Consider the following 19,402-nt stretch of genomic DNA (forward strand, 5'->3'; position numbering starts at 1 on the left):
CGCTGTCACACCACCACTTCCCCCTCGGGCGCCAGGAGGCGACCTCCCGCGGCGATGGCGGTCGCAAGGCCTACGCCCTCCCGGTAGTAGCCCTGCAGGGCGCAGCGGAAGGCCGCGGCGCGGCGCGGCAGTCCCTCCCGCTCGTAGCGTTCGGCCCTGGCCTCGACCCGCGCGCGGAAGGCCTCGCGATCCACCTCGACGTCGCCGCCCAGGTTGTCGACGCTGATATGGAAGCGCAGACCACAGGCCCGCGAGAAGAGCAGCTCCAGCGCCTGGGGCGCTACCTCCACCGCCTCGAAATCGCGCTGTTCCCGGGCATCGCGGCCGTCCGGCAGGTACCAGTAGCCGTAGTCTTCCCGCTGCCGGCGCGCCTCGCCGGCGATGCACCAGTGGCTGATCTCGTGCAGGGCGCTGGCATAGAAGCCCCGGGCAAAGATCACCCGGTGGAAGGGCGTGTCGGCATCGGCGGGCAGGTAGAGCGGCTCATCGCCACCGCGAACCAGGCGGGTACGGAAGGTCTCCTGGAACAGGCCATCGAACAGGGCGATGACATCCTCGAGTCGGTGAGTCACGCAGGCTCCACGGGCATGGGGGGACCGCCATTATAGGCGGCTGGCGCCGCGGGCCAAAACCCCTGGGCATTGCTATAGTGAGCGGTTTCCCCGCCCGGCCTGACCCCTGATCGCATGGAGCGCCCGACCTTGTTCACCCCCCTCGCCCGCCTGCTCACTACCGGCCGCCGGGAAACGCGCCCGCTGCTGGCCCTGGCGCTGCCGATCTGCGGCGCCCAGCTGGCCCAGGCCGGCATGAGCGTGGCCGATGTGATGATGACCGGCCGGCTGAGCGCCACCGACCTGGCCGCCGTCTCGGTGGGCTCGAGCCTGTGGCTGCCGCTGATGCTGTTCATGACCGGCACCCTGATGGGGCTGACGCCCATCGTGGCGCAGCTGCTGGGGGGGCGGCGCCTCACCGAGATTCGTCCCAATGTGCATCAGGCCCTGTGGGTGGCGCTGGTGCTGGGCATCGCGGCGGCAGCGCTGCTGTGGTTCGCCGTCCAGCCGATCTTCGTGCTGATGGCGGTGCCCGAGGAGGTGGCCAGCCGCTCGGCGGCCTATCTGGCGGCCGTGGCCTTCGGCATGCCCGGGGCGGCGCTGTTCCAGGCGCTGCGCGCCTTCTCCGACGGCATGAACCATACCCGCCCCTCGCTGTGGATCAGCCTGATCGGCCTGGCCGTCAACATCCCCAGCAACTATGTGCTGATCCACGGTGGCGACGGCCTCACCGCCCTGTTCGGCGACGGGCTGCCGGCCTGGGTTCAGGCGCTCCCGGCACTGGGCGCCCTGGGCTGCGGCATCGCCACGGCGCTGTCGCTGTGGACCATGTGCCTCGCCATGGCCCTCTATACCCGTCGCGCCTCGGCCTATCGGGAGGTCTCGCTGTGGCACTCGCCCACCCCGCCGCGTCTGAAGATGATCGGTGAACTGCTCCATGTGGGCGTGCCCATCGGCGTGGCGATCTTCGTCGAGGTGACCCTGTTCACCGTGATCGCGCTGCTCATCGCCAGCCTCGGCGAGATCACCGTGGCGGCCCACCAGGTAGCGCTCAACTACACCTCGATCCTCTTCATGCTGCCGCTCTCGCTGAGCATGGCGCTGACGGTACGGGTCGGCAATACCCTGGGGCAGGGGCGGCCGGCCCTTGCCCGCCAGGTGGCCACCTTCGGTATAGCCGCCAGCGTGATGGTCGCGCTGCTCAACAGCGCCCTGCTGTGGTTCACCGCACAACCGGTCATCGCCCTCTATACCCACGACGCGGCCGTGCAACGACTGGCCCTTTCGCTGGTCCTACTGGCCATGATCTTCCAGCTTTCGGACTCCCTGCAGGTGAACCTGGCCGGCGCCCTGCGCGGCTACCGGGACACCCGCATCATCATGCTGATCACCCTGGCCTCCTACTGGCTGGTCGGGCTGGCCGGGGGCCACTGGCTGGGCACCCGCGGCCTGCTCGGGGTGATCGAGCCGATGGGCGTGCACGGCTACTGGGTCGGCCTGATCGGCGGCCTCACCGTGGCGGCCCTCCTGCTCGGCGAGCGCCTCAGGCGGATCAGCGCGGCAGCGGCGGAGGGCAGCTACGATGCGCTGGGCGTTCGTTAACGGCGGCCCTGCCCGGCTGCTGGTCGCGGGGCTGGGTGGCCTGCTGGCCGCCTGCAGCGGCGGCGGCGACAGCAACGACCGGCTCGTCGACTATCAGCGCGAGCTGGCTCGGCGTCTCGACCTGGCGCCCCCCACCCCGGCCGCCCCCGACAATATCGGCGCCTTTCCCGGCCCGCGTGAGCGGCTGGTGGTGATCCCCGAGACGCGGGAGGGGCTGCTCAACGTCTTTGCGCTGCGCGAATGCCATATCACCACCCTCGTCGCGGAGCGCAACAGCACCCTCGGGCGGGTGGCGCCGGCAAGCCAGGTGTGGCGCTACGAATTGACGCTGTGGCAGCGCCTGAGCGACTGCCTGGAGAGCGAGGTCCCCGAGCGGCTGGCCGATGCGGATCGCGAACGGCTCGAGCGCCTGACCAGGACCAAGACGGAGCAGCTGCCCCGGGCGGCCTGGAATGGGCTGTTCGGCTCCGAGGAGTGGGCCGGCAGCTTCTCGCGGGTGAGCGCGCCGCTGCCGGCGGACGCCCTGGCGCCCCCGGAGGCGCAGTTGGCAGCGCTTGCCTATCTGCAGGCGCTGACCGACCTGCCAGCGCAGACCGATAGCGCAGCGAACGACGTCCCCCCACCCGACCCGGAGGCCCTGGAGGGACATCTGCGCGCCCTCAACGAGCGGCCCTACACCGCCGAACTGCTTCGCACCCTGGTGCTCGCCACGCAGCGCCTGGAGGAGGCCTCGGCGCTGGCCGAGCGTGCCCTGGCGCGCCATGACGGCTGCCTCACGCTGGCCCTGGAGGAGGCCGAGCACGACGAGTGGCTAGCGCAGTGGCTGGAGGCGCTCAGCGGCGCTGCACAGGCCTGGCTGGCCGGGCTCGAGCCCCTCTTCGGCTCGCTGGACTCCCCTCCCGACGCGGTCAGCGCCTACCACCGGGAATGGCTCTCTCGGGAGTCTGCAGCGGCCCCCCTGCCCGCCTTCGAAGCCGCCCGCGATCACCATCAGGCCCTGCGCAGCACCCTGGCAGAGCGCTGCCGGTGAGGCAGCGGATGTGCGACAGGGCTTAACCTCCCCCACCGTCTGTGCTATTGGTGGAAGCCAGAGTGACGCAGTGCGCTTCCGAGCGGCCGTGGAGCCTGGCTCCCCGCGCCGATGCCGTGATCACGCAGCATCTGGAGAGACGTCATGGGAATCCCGCTGTCACACCGCCCCGCCCGGGTCATCGACCTGGAAACGATGCGCCAGCGCCTGCAAGCCAGGCGGCGGCTGATTCGCCTGGCGCCTGAGCTTGACGGCCTCGAGATGGTCTATCGCCTGGCCTCGAGCCCCGACACCCTCTACGGCATGCCGCTGCTGGCCTGGGGCCTGCGCGAGGATGGAGAGGTGGTCGGCATGGTGCCCTGGATGGAGGCTCTGACCCCTTGCCATCGCCTGGATGATCCGGAGCACGGCAGCTTCGTCGGCTATCGTGACCCCGAGACCGAGGAGCTGTTCGAGCAGGCGCCCGAGCACAAGGTGTTCGAGCTCGAGCACGCGGCCGCCTACTTCGACTACGAGGAGACCGAGCAGGTCACCCTCATCCAGCAGATCCCCGAGACCCAGGGCACCCACGCCCTGTGCATGGACGAAGGCGATGCTCCCTGGCAGCTCAAGCAGGTGTTCGGCTGGCGGCTCTACAGCGACGGTGGCGTCGAGGCGCTGCTGGCCGATGAGCGCCTGGTGGAGTCAACCCCGATCCTGCCCGGCGATCCCTGCCTCTACCCCGGCCATAGCCGCCACCGCGTGGTCTACTTCTTCCAGCGCCAGATCGCCAACCGCATTCGTCGCGAGGATCCTGCCACGCTCGAGGCACTGGCGCTGATGGTGATGCCGGAGCCCGGCGACACGCCGCCGGGCTGAGCCGCGGGACAGAATTAGCCCAAGCGGATAAAGTAGCGGTAGCTGCCCTCGAGCTCCTCCTGGCGAATCAGCTCATGGCCCAGAAACTGGCAGAACTTCGGCACATCCCGCGTAGTGGCGGGATCGCTGGCAATGACCTTGAGCACCTCGCCGGAGCGCATGTCACGCACCTTGTTGTGCATCAGCATGATCGGTTCGGGGCAGTAGAGCCCGGTGGTGTCGAGCTCGACCTGAAAGTCGGGCGCCGCCTCGGGCTGGACGTCACGGGAATCAACCATCGATGGCCTCGTCGTTGGGAATAACTCTGTTGGGAGCAAGCTAGATGATCAAGATCATTATCGAACGCCGGATCATGCCGGGGCTCGAGGAGGAGTACGAGGAAGCCGCCCGGGAAGCGATGCGGGAATCCCTCGGCGCGCGCGGCTTCGTGGGCGGCGAGAGCCTCGTCGAACTCGGCCACAGCGAGCGGCGCCTGATGATCACCAAGTGGCGCGACCTGCGCGCCTGGAAGGAATGGTACACCAGCGAGGAGCGCTCCCGGGTGATGCAGCGCCTGCTGCCGCTGCTGACCGAAGAGGAGCGCATCCGCATCTACGAGCCGACCACCCACTGACGCTGGCGGCCAGGGTCGCCCCGGCTGTCGCTCAACGGGCAGCCGGGGGGCTAGTCACGCAGCCGCACGTGCACCGTCACCTCTTCCCGGTCATGGTAGAGGTGACGACAGCTCACCTCCGCGGCAACCCCTGCACTGGCCAGCGCCTGCTCCAGCCGCCCCAGGCAGGCCACCACCTCGGGCCAGCGACGCTTCATCGGCAGCTTGAGATTGAACACCGCCTCGCGGCACCAGCGCCGCACCAGCCAGCGCTCCATCATGGCCTCGACCCGGGCCGGCTTGTCGACGATATCGCATACAAGCCAGTCGAGCCGGTAGGGCGGCTCCCACACGAACCCGTCCTCGCGCAGGTGCTCCACCTGACCGGTCGCCATCAGGGCCTTGTCCATGGGACCGTTGTCGATGGCATAGACATGCATGCCGCGATGAACGAGCTGCCAGGTCCAGCCGCCGGGCGCCGCCCCCAGGTCGGCGGCCTGCATCCCCTCGGCCAGGCGCTCGTCCCACTCTGCGCGCGGCACGAATTCATGCCAGGCCTCCTCGAGCTTGAGCGTTGAGCGACTCGGGGCCGACCTGGGAAAGCGCAGGCGACGGATGCCGCCTGGCTCCTCGCTGCGATTGCCGGGAAAGCTCATGCCCAGCTGGACGCGATCACCGGCGCTCCACAGCAGGTGCAGCCGTCGCCCCCCGGCCTTGCGACGCAGCGCCCCGCGCTTCTTAAGCAGCGACTCCAGCGGCCGCGACAGCGCCTTGGCCAGTCCGACCAGTGCCTTGCCATCGTTGGTATCCGGCGTCTCATGCCAGATGCTCTCGAAGCTCCAGTCGGTCTCGACCACCTGCTCGGTGATCGGCGAGAGGCGATCCTCCCTGTCCAGCGCCAGCGGCGGCAGCGCCACAAGGCTCTGGCGAGCAAACACCAGCGTGGTGAGCGGCAGGGCACGATGCAGCCCATTGGCCGGCTCTCCATTCGCCACGCAGAAACGAACGAAGCCCCCGCCCACCCCCTGCACGGCCTCACCTGCCCAGCCCGCCGCGGCGACCTTGTCGACCAGCTCCTCGGCCAGGTCGCGCTCGAACCCGGGACGGCAGTAGAGCAGCAGCTCGGATGGCACCCTGCTCATGCGTCACCTCCCCGGCGCCCGGTGCGGGGATTTCCCGCGCCCAGCAGATCCTCGATGTCCTGAAGCTGCACGTTGAGGGCATTGGTGGAGATCTGGATTTCCCAGAGCGAGTAGATCAGCGATACCGACAGCGTCACCAGGCTGACCCCGAACAGCACCATGCCGGTGAGCTGGAGAGACAGGAAGAGGGCGAACATCGACAGGGTGCAGAGCAGAAAACTGAGTACCCCGGCCAGCTGCATGCGCTTGGTCAGGGAGATCCGCCGGCGCAGCAGCAGGATCTGCCGCGTGTTGGTCTCCTGGTGCTGGTTGCGCTCCTCGTCGGCCAGCTTGCGGATCAGCTGGGCAAGCACCAGGAAGCGGTTGGTGTAGGCCAGCAGCAGCAGCGAGATGGCCGGAAACAGCAGCGCCGGCGTGGTCAGGGTCAAGGTGAGGCACTCCACAGCGAATGATGGCCCCATGATACCAGCGGGGCGGCCAGCGGCACGAGATACCGCTAGCGTTTAATCACCATTTTTGAAAAGATTCTAATGTATTTATTTGGTGCGAAAGAAAGCGGCAGTTTCAAGCTAATTCGGCTCATATCAATGTCTAACCAACGCATAGCCTATACAGTTGCTGCATAATGGTGCATTGCTTTATATTGTGAATCCCGTGGAAACCACTTCCAGGCTGTCTGCCCGATTGGCGGACACGAAGTCACCTTGCAACACAGGAACACGCCGATGCCCTACGTTCACGACACCCTCGAACGCCTTCGCAAGAGCAGCCCCGCGCAGACGGAGTTCTATCAGGCCGCCGAAGAGGTTCTGGAGTGCCTTCGCCCGCTGTTTCAGCGCAGTCCGCATTACCTGGACCACAGCATCATCGAGCGTATCGTCGAACCCGAGCGCCAGATCATGTTCCGCGTCTGCTGGACCGATGATGATGGCAAGGTACAGGTCAACAAGGGCTACCGCGTGCAGTTCAACTCCGCACTGGGCCCCTACAAGGGCGGGCTGCGCTTCCATCCCAGCGTGACCTCGGGAACCATCAAGTTCCTGGGCTTCGAGCAGATCTTCAAGAATGCCCTGACCGGCCTCGCCATCGGCGGCGGCAAGGGCGGCTCCGACTTCAACCCCAAGGGCAAGTCGGATGGCGAGATCATGCGCTTCTGCCAGTCCTTCATGAACGAGCTCTACCGCCACATCGGCCCGACCACCGACGTGCCGGCCGGTGACATCGGCGTGGGCGCCCGCGAGATCGGCTACCTGTACGGCCAGTACAAGCGCCTCACCGGCCGCTACGAATGCGTGCTCACCGGCAAGGGGCTGAACTGGGGCGGCTCCATCGGCCGCAAGGAAGCCACCGGCTACGGTGCGGTCTACTTTGCCCAAAACATGCTCGAGGCCCGCGGCGAGAGCATCGAAGGCAAGACCTGCCTGGTCTCCGGCGCCGGCAACGTCGCCATCTACACCATCGAGAAGCTCTACGAGCTGGGCGCCAAGCCGGTCACCTGCTCCGACTCCCGCGGCACCGTCCATGACGCCCGCGGCATCGACCTGGAGCTGCTCAAGGAGCTCAAGGAAGTCAGGCGCGCTTCCCTGGAGGAGTACCTGGCCACGCACCCCGAGGCGGAGTACATCCCGGCCAACCGCTATCCCGAGGATGGCCATGCCGTCTGGCGCTTCAAGGCCGACGCCGCCTTCCCCAGCGCCACCCAGAACGAGCTGACCATCGCCGATGCCCGCGCCCTGCTGGATAACGGCGTCACCTGCATCAGCGAGGGCGCCAACATGCCCTCCACCGCCGAGGCCGTAGACCTCTTCCTCGAGGCCAAGATCGCCTACGGCCCGGGCAAGGCGGCCAATGCCGGCGGCGTGGCCACCAGCCAGCTCGAGATGGCCCAGAACAGCAGCATGGAGCAGTGGCCGCTGGAAAAGGTGGACGCCAAGCTCAAGGAGATCATGGCCAACATCCACAAGCAGTGTGCCGACACCGCCCAGGAGTTCGGCGAGCCGACCAACCTGGTGCTGGGCGCCAATATCGCCGGCTTCCGCAAGGTCGCCGACGCCATGATCGATCAGGGCGTGGTGTAAGCCTTATCCCGCCAGTCGACAGAAAGAAAAAAGCCCGGCCTGTGAAGCCCGGGCTTTTTTCATGATTCTCCTTCCCCCCTGTGAGAGATGCACAGGAGGGAGAGGCACCGATCAGACGTACGGAAGGTACTCACGGCCGGCCTGGGCCCGGCACTGAGCCTCGGCCATCTTCATCATTGCACGCCACACGCCGCGCAGCAGGGGCATGATGACGGGACGCTGGTCGCTGGCCAGATCCCAGATGGTCGGATAGATCGCCTTGGCATTGCTCATGGGAAAGGACCTCAGGACATGTTCACATTGTCGAGAATTATACCTTAGTCTTTATACCAAAGTCTAATTCCCTACCCTCTTCCCTCAATGGCGAGCCCCCCGGCTCGATACGCTGCCGCCATGCGAAAAACCCCGATCATCTCACGATGATCGGGGCTTTTCTCTATAAGTGCCTGACGATGACCTACTCTCACATGGGGAGACCCCACACTACCATCGGCGCTGAGCGGTTTCACTGCTGAGTTCGGCATGGGATCAGGTGGTTCACGCACGCTATGGTCGTCAGGCGAAAAACGGTGAATCATGCTGACGTCGAGACGTCTCGTGCGTATCCGCTGTCATCTGTCATCGACAGACCACTTGGGTGTTATATGGTCAAGCCTCACGGGCAATTAGTATCGGTTAGCTCAACGCCTTGCAGCGCTTCCACACCCGACCTATCAACCAGCTGGTCTCGCTGGGCCCTTCAGGAGGCTCAAGGCCTCAGGGAAGTCTCATCTTGAAGGGGGCTTCCCGCTTAGATGCTTTCAGCGGTTATCCTGTCCGCACATAGCTACCCGGCAATGCCACTGGCGTGACAACCGGAACACCAGAGGTGCGTCCACTCCGGTCCTCTCGTACTAGGAGCAGCTCTTCTCAAACTTCCAACGCCCACGGCAGATAGGGACCGAACTGTCTCACGACGTTCTAAACCCAGCTCGCGTACCACTTTAAATGGCGAACAGCCATACCCTTGGGACCGACTTCAGCCCCAGGATGTGATGAGCCGACATCGAGGTGCCAAACACCGCCGTCGATGTGAACTCTTGGGCGGTATCAGCCTGTTATCCCCGGAGTACCTTTTATCCGTTGAGCGATGGCCCTTCCATACAGAACCACCGGATCACTAGAACCTACTTTCGTACCTGCTCGACGTGTCTGTCTCGCAGTCAAGCACCCTTATGCTCTTGCACTCAATGCACGATTTCCAACCGTGCTGAGGGTACCTTCGTGCTCCTCCGTTACGCTTTGGGAGGAGACCGCCCCAGTCAAACTACCCACCACACACGGTCCTCGATCCGGATAACGGACCTGAGTTAGAACGCCAATGATGCCAGGCTGGTATTTCAAGGTTGGCTCCACCCGAACTGGCGTCCGGGTTTCAAAGCCTCCCAGCTATCCTACACAAGCAACATCAGCGTCCAGTGTGAAGCTATAGTAAAGGTTCACGGGGTCTTTCCGTCTAGCCGCGGGTACACAGCATCTTCACTGCGATTTCAATTTCACTGAGTCTCGGGTGGAGACAGCGTGGCCATCATTACGCCATTCGTGCAGGTCGGAACTTACCCGACAAGGAATTTCGCTACCTTAGGACCGTTATAGTTACGGCCGCCGTTTACCGGGGCTTCGATCAGGAGCTTCGCTTGCGCTAACACCATCAATTAACCTTCCGGCACCGGGCAGGCGTCACACCCTATACGTCCGCTTGCGCGTTTGCAGAGTGCTGTGTTTTTAATAAACAGTTGCAGCCACCTGGTATCTTCGACCGCCTCGTGCTCCGGGAGCAAGTCCCTTCACACTAACGCGGCGTGCCTTCTCCCGAAGTTACGGCACCATTTTGCCTAGTTCCTTCACCCGAGTTCTCTCAAGCGCCTTGGTATTCTCTACCTGACCACCTGTGTCGGTTTGGGGTACGGTCCCACTGTATCTGAAGCTTAGAGGCTTTTCCTGGAAGCGTGGCATCGATGACTTCCTGACCGTAGTCAGTTCGTCTCGCCTCTCGGCCTTAGGATCCCGGATTTGCCTGAGATCCCAGCCTACTGGCTTTCACCAGGACAACCAACGCCTGGCTCACCTAGCCTTCTTCGTCCCCCCATCGCAATACAGTGAGGTACGGGAATATTGACCCGTTTCCCATCGACTACGCCTTTCGGCCTCGCCTTAGGGGCCGACTCACTCTGCTCCGATTAGCGTCGAACAGAAACCCTTGGTCTTCCGGCGGGGGAGTTTTTCACTCCCCTTGTCGTTACTCATGTCAGCATTCGCACTCGTGATACCTCCAGCAGACTTCTCAATCCACCTTCATCGGCTTACACGACGCTCCTCTACCGCTCATCCAGAGGATGAACCCGTAGCTTCGGCACCTGGTTTGAGCCCCGTTACATCTTCCGCGCAGGCCGACTCGACTAGTGAGCTATTACGCTTTCTTTAAAGGATGGCTGCTTCTAAGCCAACCTCCTAGCTGTCTGAGCCTTCCCACCTCGTTTCCCACTTAACCAGGATTTCGGGGCCTTAGCTGACGGTCTGGGTTGTTTCCCTTTTCACAACGGACGTTAGCACCCGCTGTGTGTCTCCCACGCTGCACTCACCGGTATTCGGAGTTTGCCTCGGGTTGGTAAGTCGGGATGACCCCCTAGCCGAAACAGTGCTCTACCCCCGGCGGTGATACGTGAGGCGCTACCTAAATAGCTTTCGAGGAGAACCAGCTATCTCCGGGCTTGATTAGCCTTTCACTCCGATCCACAAGTCATCCAAATCTTTTTCAACAGATCCTGGTTCGGTCCTCCAGTTGATGTTACTCAACCTTCAACCTGCTCATGGATAGATCGCCCGGTTTCGGGTCTATTCCCAGCGACTGGTCGCCCAGTTAAGACTCGGTTTCCCTACGCCTCCCCTAGTCGGTTAAGCTCGCCACTGAAAATAAGTCGCTGACCCATTATACAAAAGGTACGCGGTCACAGAACAAGTCTGCTCCCACTGCTTGTACGCACACGGTTTCAGGATCTATTTCACTCCCCTCTCCGGGGTTCTTTTCGCCTTTCCCTCACGGTACTGGTTCACTATCGGTCAGCCAGGAGTATTTAGCCTTGGAGGATGGTCCCCCCATATTCAGTCAAGGTTTCACGTGCCCCGACCTACTCGATTTCACATGATCAGATTTTCGACTACGGGGCTATCACCCACTATGGCCGCGCTTCCCAGCGCGTTCGTCTAATCAGTCACATGCTTAAGGGCTGGTCCCCGTTCGCTCGCCGCTACTGGGGGAATCTCGGTTGATTTCTTTTCCTCGGGGTACTTAGATGTTTCAGTTCCCCCGGTTCGCCTCCCAACACCTATGTATTCAGTGTGGGATACCCTGCTTATGCAGGGTGGGTTTCCCCATTCAGAAATGCCCGGGTCACAGGTCGTTTGCCACCTCGCCGAGCCTTATCGCAGGCTACCACGTCTTTCATCGCCTCTGGCTGCCTAGGCATCCACCGTGTGCGCTTCATCGCTTGACCATATAACCCCAAGGGGTCTGATCTGCGATGACAGTTTGACAATTGCCGGATACGCTTGAGACGTATCTCATGTTCTTCCTGAATCTCTCCAGGAAGGAACGTTTGTCAGCATGATTCACATTGTTAAAGAGCAGACTGTCAATCGACAGTCATAAACCGGTCATTGCAAAGTGCAAGGATGGCTTATGACTGCGGATCCGATCAGGTAATGACTGTTGTGGGGGGAGGATGGTGGAGCCAAGCGGGATCGAACCGCTGACCTCCTGCGTGCAAGGCAGGCGCTCTCCCAGCTGAGCTATGGCCCCGAGGCAATTTGCGTGAGACAAGGCGCTTCGATGCGACGCATAGCCTGCTATGCGAGTATCGGAGCAACGCAGTATCACTGCAAATTTGGTGGGTCTGGGCAGATTTGAAACAAACCCCGCGACCTCACCCTTCTCTTCACAGAACTTCCTGGGGTGCGCTCTAACCAACTGAGCTGCCCGGCCGTTCAGAGAATGGTGGGTCTGGGCAGATTTGAACTGCCGACCTCACCCTTATCAGGGGGTGCGCTCTAACCAACTGAGCTACAGACCCATTGGTCACGCTGGGTCTATACCCAAACAGTCTTTGCTCTGGTCGATCAGGTAATTCATTGTGAGCACTTGCCGCGTGTCGGGACGTCGTCGATAAGGAGGTGATCCAGCCGCAGGTTCCCCTACGGCTACCTTGTTACGACTTCACCCCAGTCATGAACCACACCGTGGTGATCGCCCTCCGAAGTTAGGCTAACCACTTCTGGTGCAGTCCACTCCCATGGTGTGACGGGCGGTGTGTACAAGGCCCGGGAACGTATTCACCGTGACATTCTGATTCACGATTACTAGCGATTCCGACTTCACGGAGTCGAGTTGCAGACTCCGATCCGGACTGAGACCAGCTTTTCGGGATTAGCTCCACCTCGCGGCTTCGCAACCCTTTGTACTGGCCATTGTAGCACGTGTGTAGCCCTACCCGTAAGGGCCATGATGACTTGACGTCGTCCCCACCTTCCTCCGGTTTGTCACCGGCAGTCTCCTTAGAGTTCCCGACATGACTCGCTGGCAAATAAGGACAAGGGTTGCGCTCGTTACGGGACTTAACCCAACATTTCACAACACGAGCTGACGACAGCCATGCAGCACCTGTCTGTGCGTTCCCGAAGGCACCAATCCATCTCTGGAAAGTTCGCACGATGTCAAGGGTAGGTAAGGTTCTTCGCGTTGCATCGAATTAAACCACATGCTCCACCGCTTGTGCGGGCCCCCGTCAATTCATTTGAGTTTTAACCTTGCGGCCGTACTCCCCAGGCGGTCGACTTATCGCGTTAACTGCGCCACAAAGCTCTCAAGGAGCCCAACGGCTAGTCGACATCGTTTACGGCGTGGACTACCAGGGTATCTAATCCTGTTTGCTACCCACGCTTTCGCACCTCAGCGTCAGTGTCAGTCCAGAAGGCCGCCTTCGCCACTGGTATTCCTCCCGATCTCTACGCATTTCACCGCTACACCGGGAATTCTACCTTCCTCTCCTGCACTCTAGCCTGACAGTTCCGGATGCCGTTCCCAGGTTGAGCCCGGGGCTTTCACAACCGGCTTATCAGACCGCCTACGCGCGCTTTACGCCCAGTAATTCCGATTAACGCTCGCACCCTCCGTATTACCGCGGCTGCTGGCACGGAGTTAGCCGGTGCTTCTTCTGTGGGTGATGTCCTTCCTCGAGGGTATTAGCCCCAAGGCTTTCTTCCCCACTGAAAGTGCTTTACAACCCGAAGGCCTTCTTCACACACGCGGCATGGCTGGATCAGGCTTTCGCCCATTGTCCAATATTCCCCACTGCTGCCTCCCGTAGGAGTTCGGGCCGTGTCTCAGTCCCGATGTGGCTGATCATCCTCTCAGACCAGCTACGGATCGTCGCCTTGGTGAGCCATTACCTCACCAACAAGCTAATCCGACATAGACTCATCCGATAGCGCAAGGTCCGAAGATCCCCTGCTTTCTCCCGTAGGACGTATGCGGTATTAGCCTGGGTTTCCCCAGGTTATCCCCCACTACCGGGCAGATTTCTATGCATTACTCACCCGTCCGCCGCTCGCCACCAGGAAGCAAGCTTCCCGTGCTGCCGCTCGACTTGCATGTGTTAGGCCTGCCGCCAGCGTTCAATCTGAGCCATGATCAAACTCTTCAGTTTAAGATCATATAGTCCTTACCCTTCGAAGAAGGAAGCGGACCAAACTTGGCTCAAGGTTCAAACGTTCTCAAAAAGATCCGAGGATCTTTGACGAGTCGCTTGCCTTGATGTTTCAGTGACTGGTCACCGACACATCGACAAGCGCCCACATGAATTACCTGATCGATTGTTAAAGAGCGGCTCCCGTCTCGACATTCGAGTGGAGCGTCTCGCTTGCTGTCGGTGAGAGTGAACTCTCTATCGCCAGCGCCCTGCGAGGAAGGCGTATTCTACCGATTCGCTTCAGCGTGTCAAGCGGCGGTTGGCGGTGCGTGGCACCCCGTCCGACTTTCGCTGACTGCTCACCTCATCTTGCCGAGGCGCTGCGAATAGAGCCCTCAGCGAGCCCTGCAGAACAAGTGGTGCGCATTCTAGCGAATCCGCGGCGAGTGTCAAGCGAGAAGATTTTCGAAACTTTCAAAAACCTCAAGCAGAACAACCACTTCTACCACCTTTCACCGCCTGCAACCTTGCTGGTCACCGGCAGCGGATGCGTACTTTACGGCTTTCCCCCGAGGGGTGCAACCCCTTCCGCTAGAAAAATGTAGCTCAACGACACGCAAAGGGCCATGACCCATATCAAGATATCGCTCGGCGAAGCCAGGGACCCGGAGCTCAACGAGGCTCCGGGCTCCTGGCACCCACAGGCAGATCGATCAGAAGCTGTCGCCGGGAATACGTACGAAGCCCTCCATCAGCACCCGGGCGCTGCGGCTCATCACCGCCTCGTCGATCACCCAGCGACCGTCCACCAGGCTAGCCGCGGCACCCACCCGCAGGGTGCCGGAGGGGTGGCCGAAGGTGACGGCGTTGCGCTTGCCGCCGCCGGCGGCCAGGTTGACCAGGGTACCCTCGATAGCCGCGGCGGAGGCGATCGCCACCGCCGCGGTACCCATCATGGCGTGATGCAGCTTGCCCATGGAGAGCGCCCGCACCAGAAGATCGATCTCCGCGGCTTCGACCGCCTTGCCACTGGAGGCGCTATAGCTCGCCGGGGGCGCCACGAAGGCGACCTTGGGAGTGTGCTGGCGAGAGGCCGCCTCGGCCACGTCCTGGATCAGCCCCATCTTCACCGCGCCGTGGGCGCGGATCGTCTCGAAGCGCGCCAGCGCCTCGGCGTCGCCGTTGATCGCCTCCTGCAGCTCGGTACCGGCATAGCCGAGTTCGGCAGCGTTGACGAAGACGGTGGGAATGCCGGCGTTGATCAGGGTCGCCTTGAGGGTGCCCCCCTCCACCACATCAGCCGGCACCTCCAGCTCATCCACCAGGTTGCCGGTGGGGAAGATCGCCCCCTCGCCGTCGGCGGGGTCCTTGAAGGCCACCGGCACCTCGGCCGCGGGGAAGGTCACGCCGTCGAGCTCGAAGTCGCCGGTCTCCTGCACCTCGCCGTTGGTGATGGGCACCTGGCAGACGATGGTCTTGCCGATATTGGCCTGCCAGATGCGCACCTCCACCACGCCGTTCTCCGGAATGCGCGCCGGGTCGACCAGGCCGTTGGCCACGGCAAAGGGCCCAACGGCGGCAGAGAGGTTGCCGCAGTTGCCGCTCCAGTCGACGAAGGCCTTGTCGATGGCGACCTGGCCGAAGAGATAGTCCACGTCATGGTCGGGGCTCTCACTCTTCGAGAGAATCACCGTCTTGCTGGTGCTGGAGGTGGCCCCGCCCATGCCGTCGATCTGCTTCTGATAGGGGTCGGGACTGCCGATCACTCGCATCAGCAGGCGGTCGCGAGCCTCACCAGGCTTCTGCGCCACCTCGGGGAGGTCGTCGAGCCGGAAGAAGACGCCCTTGCTGGTGCCACCGCGCATATAGGTGGCGGGAATGCGAATCTGGGGAACGTGAGCCATGAAGGTCGTTTCCTTGAAGATGAATAGGATAAAGAGGCTGATGAAGGTAAAGATCGACCCGGGCCTTGCGGCGCCGGGTCGATAAGAGTTCTACATCGTCAGGCGTTCGCCCGGCGTCAGCTTGTCGCGTCGGCCGAGGACTCCAGGAAGTCCTTGGCGAAGCGCTGCAGCACGCCACCGGCGGAGTAGACGGTGACCTCTTCCGCGGTATCCAGGCGGCAGGTCACCGGCACCCGGTCGACTTCGCCGGTCTTGCGATGGATAACCAGTTCCAGGGTCGCGCCCGGCGCCGCCTTGCCTTCCACGTCATAGGTCTCGGTGCCGTCGAGCTGCAGGGTGTGGCGAGTGGTGCCCTCCTGGAACTGCAGTGGCATCACGCCCATGCCGATCAGGTTGGTGCGGTGGATGCGCTCGAAGCCCTCGGCCACGATCGCCTCGACCCCAGCCAGCGCCACGCCCTTGGCCGCCCAGTCACGGGACGAGCCCTGACCGTAGTCGGCGCCGGCGATGATGATCAGCGGCTGCTTGCGGTTCATGTAGGTCTCGATGGCCTCCCACATGCGCATCACCTGGCCTTCCGGCTCGACCCGCGCCAGCGACCCCTGCACCACCTCGCCTGCGTCGTCCCGCACCATCTCGTTGAAGAGCTTGGGGTTGGCGAGCGTCGCCCGCTGGGCGGTGAGATGGTCGCCGCGGTGGGTGGCGTAGGAGTTGAAGTCCTCCTCCGGCAGGCCCATCTTGTGCAGGTACTCGCCCGCCGCACTGTCCATCATGATGGCATTCGACGGCGACAGATGGTCGGTGGTGATGTTGTCCGGCAGGATCGCCAGGGGCCGCATGCCCTTGAGCTCGCGCTCGGCCGCCATGGTGCCTTCCCAGTAGGGCGGGCGGCGGATGTAGGTGCTCTGCGGGCGCCAGTCGTAGAGCGGGCTCTCGGCCTTCTCGAAGGCGTCCAGGTCGAACATCGGGATGTAGACCTGCTTGAACTGCTCCGGCTTGACGAACTCGCCGACGATAGCGTCGATCTCCTCGTCGGAGGGCCACAGGTCCTTGAGGGTGACCGGGTTGCCGTCCTTGTCGGTGCCCAGCACGTCCTTCTCGATGTCGAAGCGCACGGTCCCGGCGATGGCGTAGGCCACCACCAGCGCCGGCGAGGCCAGGAAGGCCTGCTTGGCGTAGGGGTGGATGCGGCCGTCGAAGTTGCGGTTGCCGGAGAGCACGGCGGTGGCGTAGAGATCGCGGTCGATGATCTCCTGCTGGATCTTGGGATCCAGCGCCCCGGACATGCCGTTACAGGTGGTGCAGGCGTAGGCGACGATGCCGAAGCCGAGTTTCTCCAGCTCCGGCAGCAGGCCTGACTCCTCGAGATAGAGCCGCGCGACCTTGGACCCCGGGGCAAAGGACGACTTCACCCAGGGCTTGCGAATCAGGCCGAGCTCGTTGGCCTTCTTGGCGAGCAGGCCCGCTCCCACCACGTTGCGCGGGTTCGAGGTATTGGTGCAGCTGGTGATGGCGGCGATGATCACCGCGCCATCGGGCATCCGGCCTTCCTTCTCCTCCGCCTGGGCCTTGTCGTAGTCCACGGCGATGCCGCGCTCGTGCAGCGCACTGGTGGGCAGGCGGCGGTGCGGGTTGGAGGGGCCGGCCAGGTTGCGCTCGACGCTGGAAAGATCGAAGGTCAGCACCCGCTCGTACTGGGCGTTGGCCAGGCTGTCGGCCCACAGGCCGGTCTGCTTGGCGTACTTTTCCACCAGCTCGACCTGCTCCGGCTCGCGGCCGGTGAGCGTCAGGTAGTCAATGGTCTGCTCGTCGATGTAGAACATCGCCGCGGTGGCCCCGTACTCCGGGGTCATGTTGGAGATGGTGGCGCGGTCGCCGATGGTGAGACTCTTGGCCCCCTCGCCGTAGAACTCGAGATAGGCGCCGACCACGCGCTCCTTGCGCAGGAACTCGGTGATCGCCAGCACGATATCGGTGGCGGTGATGCCAGGCTTGGGCCTGCCGGTCAGCTCCACGCCGACGATGTCGGGCAGGCGCATCATGGAGGGACGGCCCAGCATCACGGTCTCGGCTTCGAGGCCACCGACGCCGATGGCGATGACGCCCAGGCAGTCGATGTGCGGCGTGTGGCTGTCGGTGCCCACGCAGGTGTCGGGATAGGCCACGCGCTTTCCATTCTCATCCGGGCGCGCCTGGACCACCGGCGACATCTTCTCCAGGTTGATCTGGTGCATGATGCCGTTGCCGGCGGGGATCACGTCGACGTTCTCGAAGGCGGTCTTGGTCCACTCGATGAAGTGGAAACGGTCCTCGTTGCGACGATCCTCGATGGCGCGGTTCTTCTCGAAGGCGTCCGGCTCGAAGCCGGCGTGCTCCACGGCGAGCGAGTGGTCGACGATCAGCTGGGTCGGCACCACCGGGTTGACCTTGGCGGGGTCACCGCCCTGCTCGGCGATGGCGTCGCGCAGGCCGGCCAGGTCGACAAGCGCCGTCTGGCCGAGGATGTCGTGGCACACCACCCGGGCCGGGTACCAGGGGAAGTCCAGGTCACGGCGGCGCTCGATCAGCTGCTTGAGGGCATCGGTGAGCAGTTCCGGCTCGCAGCGACGCACCAGCTGCTCGGCGAGCACCCGGGAGGTGTAGGGAAGGGTGTCATAGGCACCGGGCTGGATCTCCTCGACGGCCGCACGCACGTCGAAGTAGTCCAGCTCGGTGCCGGGAAGCGGTTTACGGTAGTCCGTATTCATACTCAACCCCGATCCTCGATGGGCACCCACTCGCTCTTCTCCGGGCCGACGTAATCGGCGCTCGGGCGAATGATACGGTTGTTGGCGCGCTGCTCGAAGACATGAGCCGCCCAGCCGGTAACGCGCGAGCAGACGAAGATCGGCGTGAACAGCTTGGTGGGGATGTCCATGAAGTGGTAGGCGCTGGCATGGAAGAAGTCGGCGTTGCAGAACAGCTTCTTCTCGCGCCACATCACCGCCTCGACGCGCTCGGAGACTGGATAGAGAACGGTGTCGCCCAAGTCCTCGGCCAGCTTCTTGGACCACTCCTTGATGATGGCGTTGCGCGGGTCGGACTCGCGATAGATCGCATGGCCGAAGCCCATGATCTTCTCCTTGCGCTCGAGCATGCCCATGATCTCGCGCTCGGCCTCGTCGGCGGAGGCCCAGTTCTCGATCATGTCCATGGCCGCCTCGTTGGCGCCGCCGTGGAGCGGACCGCGCAGCGAGCCGATGGCGCCGGTCACGCAGGAGTGCATGTCGGAGAGAGTCGAGGCGCAGACGCGCGCGGTGAAGGTCGAGGCGTTGAACTCGTGCTCGGCGTAGAGGATCAGCGAGACGTTCATGACGCGAGCATGCAGCTCGGAGGGGGCCTCGCCGCGCAGCAGGTGCAGGAAGTGGGCACCCACGGAGTCATCGTCGGTCTCGGTCTCGATGCGCACGCCGTCGTGGCTGAAGCGGTACCAGTAGCAGATGATCGAGGGCAGCACGGCCAGCAGGCGGTCGGAGACATCCTGCTGCTCGTCGAAGCTCTGCTCGGTCTCCAGGTTGCCCAGCATGGAGGCGCCGGTGCGCATCACGTCCATGGGGTGGGCGTCCTTGGGGATCTGCTCCAGCACGGTCTTGAGCGGCTGCGGCAGGCCACGCAGGCCCTTGAGCTTGGAAATGTAGGCGTCGAGCTCGGCCTGGTTGGGCAGCTTGCCCTTGAGCAGCAGGTAGGCCACTTCCTCGAACTTCGCCTTTTCCGCCAGCTCCTTGATGTCGAAGCCGCGATAGGTCAGGCCGGAACCGGTCTTGCCCACGGTACACAGGGCGGTGGTACCTGCACTCTGGCCACGCAGGCCGGCGCCGCCGATGGGTTTATCAACCATGATCTCTCTCCTCTTGTAGGTATCCGAAGTGACTGGCGGGCGCGA

13 protein-coding genes, 2 tRNA genes and 3 rRNA genes are annotated in these 19,402 nt (G+C 63.2%); 5 read left to right on the forward strand and 13 right to left on the reverse strand.

Annotated features, from left to right (window positions below; translation table 11 throughout):
* Positions 1-5: 5 nt before the first annotated feature.
* A complete protein-coding gene (locus HIR79_RS14030; protein WP_119023376.1) occupies positions 6-572 on the reverse strand; it encodes an elongation factor P hydroxylase in 567 nt (188 codons plus the stop codon).
* A 129-nt stretch (positions 573-701) separates the two neighbouring features.
* On the opposite strand from HIR79_RS14030, the gene HIR79_RS14035 reads away from it, so the two are divergent.
* The 3 genes from HIR79_RS14035 to HIR79_RS14045 all read left to right on the forward strand — a co-directional run bounded on the left by HIR79_RS14035 (position 702) and on the right by HIR79_RS14045 (position 4,041).
* The gene (locus tag HIR79_RS14035; protein WP_249322167.1) at positions 702-2,153 is read left to right on the forward strand and encodes an MATE family efflux transporter; all 1,452 of its coding nucleotides are present in this window, start codon (positions 702-704) and stop codon (positions 2,151-2,153) included.
* Entirely contained in the window at positions 2,134-3,183 is a 1,050-nt protein-coding gene (locus HIR79_RS14040) for a DUF3080 family protein (RefSeq protein WP_169958822.1), read from the forward strand. Before HIR79_RS14035 ends, HIR79_RS14040 begins: the two co-directional genes overlap by 20 nt.
* Before the next feature lie 144 nt (positions 3,184-3,327).
* Entirely contained in the window at positions 3,328-4,041 is a 714-nt protein-coding gene (locus tag HIR79_RS14045) for a hypothetical protein (protein WP_110070448.1), read from the forward strand.
* 14 nt (positions 4,042-4,055) lie between these two features.
* Here the strand turns inward: HIR79_RS14045 and tusA are convergent, their stop codons facing one another.
* Positions 4,056-4,319 carry a sulfurtransferase TusA gene (tusA, locus tag HIR79_RS14050; protein ID WP_110070447.1) on the reverse strand — a complete coding sequence of 88 codons (264 nt, stop codon included), beginning with the start codon at positions 4,317-4,319 and terminating at the stop codon, positions 4,056-4,058.
* A gap of 44 nt (positions 4,320-4,363) precedes the next feature.
* Between tusA and HIR79_RS14055 the strand changes: the two genes are divergently transcribed.
* Entirely contained in the window at positions 4,364-4,654 is a 291-nt protein-coding gene (locus HIR79_RS14055) for an antibiotic biosynthesis monooxygenase family protein (RefSeq protein ID WP_110070446.1), read from the forward strand.
* A 50-nt stretch (positions 4,655-4,704) separates the two neighbouring features.
* Here HIR79_RS14055 and rlmM read toward each other — a convergent pair whose 3' ends face one another.
* A complete protein-coding gene (gene rlmM, locus HIR79_RS14060) occupies positions 4,705-5,775 on the reverse strand; it encodes a 23S rRNA (cytidine(2498)-2'-O)-methyltransferase RlmM (RefSeq protein WP_169958823.1) in 1,071 nt (356 codons plus the stop codon).
* Positions 5,772-6,203, reverse strand: a complete 432-nt coding sequence (locus HIR79_RS14065) for a DUF2721 domain-containing protein (RefSeq protein ID WP_119023371.1) — start codon at positions 6,201-6,203, stop codon at positions 5,772-5,774. Before HIR79_RS14065 ends, rlmM begins: the two co-directional genes overlap by 4 nt.
* A 297-nt stretch (positions 6,204-6,500) precedes the next feature.
* On the opposite strand from HIR79_RS14065, the gene gdhA reads away from it, so the two are divergent.
* Positions 6,501-7,853, forward strand: coding sequence for an NADP-specific glutamate dehydrogenase (gdhA, locus tag HIR79_RS14070; protein ID WP_169958824.1), 1,353 nt, complete (start codon positions 6,501-6,503; stop codon positions 7,851-7,853).
* Positions 7,854-7,964: 111 nt separating this feature from the next.
* On the opposite strand, the gene HIR79_RS14075 is transcribed toward gdhA, so the two are convergent.
* The 9 genes from HIR79_RS14075 to prpC form a co-directional block, all read right to left on the reverse strand.
* A complete protein-coding gene (locus HIR79_RS14075) occupies positions 7,965-8,126 on the reverse strand; it encodes a hypothetical protein (protein ID WP_162900024.1) in 162 nt (53 codons plus the stop codon).
* A 171-nt stretch (positions 8,127-8,297) separates the two neighbouring features.
* Positions 8,298-8,413 (reverse strand): 5S ribosomal RNA (gene rrf / locus HIR79_RS14080).
* An 84-nt stretch (positions 8,414-8,497) separates the two neighbouring features.
* Positions 8,498-11,386: ribosomal RNA gene (locus HIR79_RS14085) — 23S ribosomal RNA — on the reverse strand.
* A 229-nt stretch (positions 11,387-11,615) separates the two neighbouring features.
* Positions 11,616-11,691, reverse strand: a tRNA-Ala gene (locus HIR79_RS14090).
* A 193-nt stretch (positions 11,692-11,884) separates the two neighbouring features.
* Positions 11,885-11,962: transfer RNA gene (locus HIR79_RS14095), tRNA-Ile, on the reverse strand.
* Positions 11,963-12,055: 93 nt separating this feature from the next.
* Positions 12,056-13,594 (reverse strand): 16S ribosomal RNA (locus HIR79_RS14100).
* Together the 16S, 23S and 5S rRNA genes with 2 tRNA genes alongside form the textbook arrangement of a ribosomal RNA operon.
* Positions 13,595-14,289: 695 nt before the next feature.
* Complete coding sequence (prpF, locus tag HIR79_RS14105; protein ID WP_169958825.1) at positions 14,290-15,480, reverse strand: 2-methylaconitate cis-trans isomerase PrpF; 1,191 nt, start codon at positions 15,478-15,480, stop codon at positions 14,290-14,292.
* A gap of 116 nt (positions 15,481-15,596) precedes the next feature.
* Positions 15,597-18,227 carry a Fe/S-dependent 2-methylisocitrate dehydratase AcnD gene (gene acnD / locus HIR79_RS14110; RefSeq protein WP_169959606.1) on the reverse strand — a complete coding sequence of 877 codons (2,631 nt, stop codon included), beginning with the start codon at positions 18,225-18,227 and terminating at the stop codon, positions 15,597-15,599.
* A gap of 2 nt (positions 18,228-18,229) precedes the next feature.
* Positions 18,230-19,357 carry a bifunctional 2-methylcitrate synthase/citrate synthase gene (prpC, locus tag HIR79_RS14115; protein ID WP_169958826.1) on the reverse strand — a complete coding sequence of 376 codons (1,128 nt, stop codon included), beginning with the start codon at positions 19,355-19,357 and terminating at the stop codon, positions 18,230-18,232.
* Positions 19,358-19,402: the final 45 nt, after the last annotated feature.

Origin of the sequence: Halomonas sp. PGE1 (assembly GCF_013000985.1) — a bacterium.
GTDB classification, from domain to species: Bacteria; Pseudomonadota; Gammaproteobacteria; order Pseudomonadales; family Halomonadaceae; genus Halomonas; species Halomonas alkalicola.